Origin of the sequence: Trinickia sp. (genome assembly GCF_036503415.1) — a bacterium.
Lineage (GTDB): Bacteria > Pseudomonadota > Gammaproteobacteria > Burkholderiales > Burkholderiaceae > Trinickia.
Genome location: NZ_DASXWY010000010.1, coordinates 1 through 5,140, shown reverse-complemented (window position 1 = coordinate 5,140; position 5,140 = coordinate 1). Strand labels below are relative to the sequence as shown.

At 61.0% G+C, this 5,140-nt stretch carries 6 protein-coding genes and 1 tRNA gene; all 7 read left to right on the top strand.

What is annotated here, in order from left to right:
• The coding region (locus VGL01_RS02245; protein ID WP_414720155.1) for an AMP-binding enzyme at positions 1-313 on the top strand (313 nt) is incomplete at its 5' end.
• Between the two features lie 102 nt (positions 314-415).
• Positions 416-772, top strand: a complete 357-nt coding sequence (locus VGL01_RS02240; protein WP_414720154.1) for a DUF4212 domain-containing protein — start codon at positions 416-418, stop codon at positions 770-772.
• Positions 769-2,787 carry a sodium:solute symporter family protein gene (locus VGL01_RS02235; RefSeq protein WP_331566655.1) on the top strand — a complete coding sequence of 673 codons (2,019 nt, stop codon included), beginning with the start codon at positions 769-771 and terminating at the stop codon, positions 2,785-2,787. Before VGL01_RS02240 ends, VGL01_RS02235 begins: the two co-directional genes overlap by 4 nt.
• 130 nt (positions 2,788-2,917) lie before the next feature.
• On the top strand, positions 2,918-3,388 hold the full coding sequence (locus tag VGL01_RS02230) for a VOC family protein (RefSeq protein ID WP_331566653.1): 471 nt from the start codon (positions 2,918-2,920) through the stop codon (positions 3,386-3,388).
• Positions 3,385-3,714 (top strand): metalloregulator ArsR/SmtB family transcription factor, encoded by a 330-nt coding sequence (locus tag VGL01_RS02225; protein WP_331566651.1) that lies wholly within the window; start codon positions 3,385-3,387, stop codon positions 3,712-3,714. The genes VGL01_RS02230 and VGL01_RS02225 overlap by 4 nt, the downstream gene beginning before the upstream one ends.
• Positions 3,711-4,190: an SRPBCC domain-containing protein gene (locus tag VGL01_RS02220; RefSeq protein ID WP_331566649.1), complete on the top strand. Its 480-nt coding sequence runs from the start codon at positions 3,711-3,713 to the stop codon at positions 4,188-4,190. Before VGL01_RS02225 ends, VGL01_RS02220 begins: the two co-directional genes overlap by 4 nt.
• Before the next feature lie 73 nt (positions 4,191-4,263).
• Positions 4,264-4,354 (top strand) — tRNA-Ser (locus VGL01_RS02215).
• Positions 4,355-5,140 lie beyond the last annotated feature (786 nt).

Genomic DNA, 5,140 nt, shown 5'->3' with positions numbered 1-5,140 from the left:
AGCGGCGGTGGTGGGGCGTCCGGACGACACGACGGGCGAAGCGGTGGTGGCGTTCGTGGTGCTCAAGCGCACGCGCCCTGAAGGCGAGGAGGCCTTGAAGCTGGCCAACGAGCTGCGCGCGTGGGTGGGCAAGGAGATCGGTCCGATCGCCAAGCCCAAGGAGATCCGTTTCGGCGAGAACCTGCCGAAGACGCGCTCGGGCAAGATCATGCGGCGCTTGCTGCGCTCGCTGGCCAAGGGCGAGGCGATCACGCAGGACGTCTCGACGCTCGAAAATCCCGCCATTCTCGAACAGCTCGCCGAGGTGCGTTGACGTTGGTCATCGTGCCGCGGTCAGCGGCAGTTTGACGCAGATGCCGGGCGCGGCACGGACAATCCCGATTGCCCGTGCCGCGCCTTTTTGATACATAGGCGCATGGTTGCGCCACGTCTTCCCGAAACGGCTGTTTCCGAGCCAGTCGAGCCTCGATCGATGTCGAGCGCGCTTGCACGCGCGCATCGGCGCTATTGGCGCTTCAATCTCGCGCTCATCGCCGTGCTGATGGCGATGGGCTTTAGCGTATCGTTCGTCGTACCGCTTTTTGCGCGGGAGCTGGCGGGTTTGCGCTTCGCCGGCTTCAGCCTGCCTTTCTATCTGGGTGCGCAAGGCGCGATCGTGATCTATCTGGCGTTGATCGTCGTCTATATCGTGGCGATGGGCATGGCTGACCGTACGATACGACGAGCGATCGAGGCCGAGACCCTCGACGATGCGCGAGACCGCACGCCATGAAGCTCGTCGGTCGCCTGAGCAAGGCATACGCGTTTTACACGGTCGGCTTCTTCGTCTTCATCTACTTGATGTGGCGCATCGAGCGTGCGCTAGGCGCGGGCCCATGGGTGGGCTACGTGTTTCTGTTTCTGCCGATCGCCGTCTATGCCGTGATCGGCTTGCTTTGCCGCACGTCCGATGTCGTCGAGTACTACGTGGCCGGGCGCCGCGTGCCGGCCTTCTTCAACGGCATGGCGACGGCTGCCGACTGGCTCTCGGCCGCATCCTTCATCGGTTTGGCCGGCTCGCTTTACGCGACCGGCTACGACAGCCTTGCCTACCTGATGGGATGGACCGGCGGGTTTTGCCTCGTGGCGTTTCTGCTGGCGCCTTACGTGCGCAAGCTCGCCCGCTACACGATTCCCGATTTTCTCGGCACGCGGTATTCGAGCAACCTCGTGCGCGGGCTTGCAGCGGGCTCCGCGATTCTTTGCTCGTTCGTCTATCTCGTCGCCCAGATTCAAGGCGTGGGGCTGATTGCCATGCGCTTCATCGGGGTCGACTTTGCGATCGGCATCGCGTGCGGACTGGCCGGCATACTCGTGTGCTCGTTTCTCGGCGGCATGCGGGCCGTCACCTGGACTCAGGTCGCACAGTACGTCATCCTGATCAGCGCGATGCTCGTGCCCGTCTCGATGATTGCCCTGAAGGACGGACTGGGGCCGGTGCCGCAATTGACCTACGGTCGTCTGATGGAGCGTATTCAGACGCTCGAGCAGCAGGCGCGCGACGCACGCGAAGAACGCAGCGTTCGCGCGTGGTATCGAGAGCGCGCCGCGCAGATCGATGCGCAGATTGCCGCCTTACCGGGCTCATATCTCGACGGGAAGGCGAACTTGGCGCGCGAACTCGACGCGCTGCGCCGGCGCAACGGCCCACTGCGCGAGATTCACGAACTCGAGGCGGCATTAGGCGCCTTTCCGCGCGACCCGGCCGCGGCGCGCGCAATGTGGACCCGGGCACGAAACGACTTGCTTGTGCGCGCAACGGATCCGGTGCCGATGCAGGAGCCGTTTTCCGCCGCCAATGAAAACGAGCGCCGCATCCACCAGCGCAATTTCCTCTCGCTGTTACTGTGTCTTTCGCTGGGCACGGCGAGCTTGCCGCACATCCTGGTTCGCTACAACACCACGACCTCCGTCGCGTCGGCGCGCCGCTCTGTCGGGTGGACGCTTTTTTTTATCGCGCTTTTTTATGTGAGCGTGCCGGTGCTTTCCGTTCTGATCAAACACGAGGTGATGACTCACCTGGTTGGACGGTTATTTGCCGATCTGCCGTCATGGGTCGTGCAATGGCATCGCGTCGATCCGACGATGATCAACATTGCCGATACGAATGGCGATGGCATCGTGCGCTGGTCCGAAGTGCGCATGCAGCCGGACATGGTCGTGCTGGCGGCACCGGAAATTGCCGGTTTGCCGTATGTGATTTCGGGCCTCGTTGCGGCGGGCGCGCTGGCCGCGGCGCTTTCGACGGCCGACGGACTGCTGCTGACGATCGCGAACGCGCTCTCGCACGATTTTTACTACTGCATGATCGACCCGGCGGCGACGACGCAGCGGCGTGTGACGCTTTCGAAAATCCTGTTGCTGGGCGTGGCGCTATTGGCGTCGTATGTCGCGTCGCTCAATACGGGCAACATCCTCTTTCTGGTGGGGGCGGCGTTTTCGCTCGCGGCGTCGAGCTTCTTTCCCGTACTCGTGCTCGGCGTTTTCTGGAAGCGCGCGACGAAACGCGGCGCGGTGGCCGGGATCGTGGCGGGGCTTGCGGTTTGCATTTACTACATCGTGTCGACGCATCCCTATTTTGCCCAACTGACCGGCGTGGCCGGGGCGCGTTGGTTCGGCATCCAGCCGATCAGCTCGGGCGTGTTCGGCGTGCCGGCGGGGTTCATCGCGACGATCGGTGTCAGTCTTTTGGACCGAAAACCCGACGCCCACACCCTGGCGCTCGTCGATTACATTCGACGGCCATAGCGTGTTGAGCGTAGTGAAGGGCGGCACTGCCTTTATGTCGTTGCGCGTATGCGATATTTACTTGCGTTTTTGGTTAAATATTGCCAGTCTTTGCAAGTGACGTCCGGACGACGAGGAAAGGGGGACTGACATGAGTGATCTTTATCGGCCGAAGGGGCTGTCGAGTGCACTGTCTTATCAGGATCCGAAGGCGGCTTATCGCTGGCTCGAGACGGCATTCGGGTTCGAGCCGTTGTTCGTCATCCTCGATGGCGACGGCGATCTTGCGCACGCTGAAATGTCGTATGGCGATTCGGTCCTGATGATAGGGAGCGAATGGAGCGAGGAACACAAGAGTCCGCGCTCGATCGGTGGCAAGAACACGCAATCCGTTCATGTCCAACTCGCGCAGGGCGAAGATATCGACGCGCATTGCGCGCGCGCACGTGCGGCGGGCGCGGCGATTCTGATGGAGCCGGAGACGCAGTTTTACGGCGATCGGGCATATCGCGCGAAGGATCTCGAGGGTCACATCTGGTCCTTTAGCGTCACCGTCCAAAAGATGACGCCTGAAGAGTGGGACAAGGCGAGCGGGTTCACTACGCGGACTCGGCTCGATTGACAGCCGCTGTCGACAGAATCTTTGCGGCGCTTGCCGATCCGAACCGGCGCCGCGCCATCGAGTTGCTCGGCGAGCGGCCGCGCAGCGCCGGCGAATTGGCGAGCGCGCTCTCGCTATCGCCGCCGGCGTTGAGCCGGCATTTACGGCTCTTGAAGGCGTCCGGACTGGTCGATGAAATGCATCCGCAATTCGATGCGCGCGTGCGCGTGTATTCGTTGAAGGATGGCGCCATGACGGAATTGAAGCGCTGGGTTGCCGGTACGGAAGCGATGTGGGCGGCGCAATTGTCCGCGTTCAAGGCACATGTCGAAAAGGGGAATCGATGACAGCTTCGGTCATCGTCTCGCTTCGGGTCGCGGTGTCGACACTTCGGGCGTTCGAGGCTTTCACGCAGGAGATCGGGCGATGGTGGGTGGCGAATCCGCTGTTCGCGCTCACGCCGCGCGGCGATGGACGGTTAGCGTTCGAACCGGGAGAGAGCGGGCGGCTCGTGGCGACGTTCGAGGATGGCACGGAGTTCGAAGTGGGCCGCATCAATGTTTGGGAGCCTGGGCATCGGCTCGCGTTGACCTGGCGGCAGGCGACGTTTGCCGCTGATCAGGCTACGTATCTCGACGTGTGTTTCGAAGCGGTTGGCGATGAAACTCGTGTGACGGTCGAGCATCGTGGGTGGGATACGATTCCTCGGGAGCATGTGGCCCGGCACGGGTTCGAGTTGATGCTGTTTCAACGCCGGCAGGTCGATCACTGGCGTGTGTTGTTGGCTTCGATGAAAGGAATCTTGCGGCACGGTGGCGGGTGAATTCCTAACGCTCGCTTGGCGTGCGGATGGGTGGCGGAGCGACGCACGAACTCTGCTATAATCCTCGGCTCCCGGAGAGATGGATGAGCGGTTTAAGTCGCACGCCTGGAAAGCGTGTATAGGTTAACAGCCTATCGGGGGTTCGAATCCCCCTCTCTCCGCCAGGTTGCCTGCAACCCCTTGTTTTGCCAGAATCTGCTGGCGTTACAGGGGGTTTATTTTTTGTACGGTACAAAGCCGGGTACAAAAGCAGGTACAAACCTATGCGAAGAACGGGGGCGCGGCCGAAGGTGACCGCATGCCTCAATTCATGTTCAAAACCCGTTCTGGAACGGGGTATCTCTTCCGTCGTGGCGTTCCTAAAGACGTGCGGCGCACTATCGAAGCAAATTCGCCTGGTAACAAAAAACCTGAGTCAATGCGGTTCTCATCTTGATTGACGCGCGGCACCAACTCGAACAGCAAACTCAGAACGAGCTTCATCGCTACTAAGCGCATCACTCCTACCTTGGGTGCCACGCATCTACTGCTACGACACCGTGGATGTTGTGACAAAGCGGTTCCAGCAGCAAGACGCAGCGCCCCCTAATCCTGGCCCATTCCTCGTCGCAGCCATCCCACGTGCGAGGCCCCCGTTCGCGATGTGACTCGCCTTCGCCACTTCGCAAGTTCGATGCTCCCTCCTGTTGACTTCCACGATGCACACGCACGCATACACGAGTAAACACTGAGCCGATTTGCCCACATCGGCATTGACCAACATGGGCGTTTGGTTGAATATGCACAAAAATATAAAACGTGGATTGTTAGTCTGTTTGTGCGTTAAATGTGATCTGAGCAATGTAACCGGAGGAGACGATAGTGAAGAAGCGCATCATGGCCGCGGCGACAGTCGCGGTGGGAACGTGTGTCGGCGCCGTGCCGAGTGCGCACGCTCAAAGCAGCGTGAC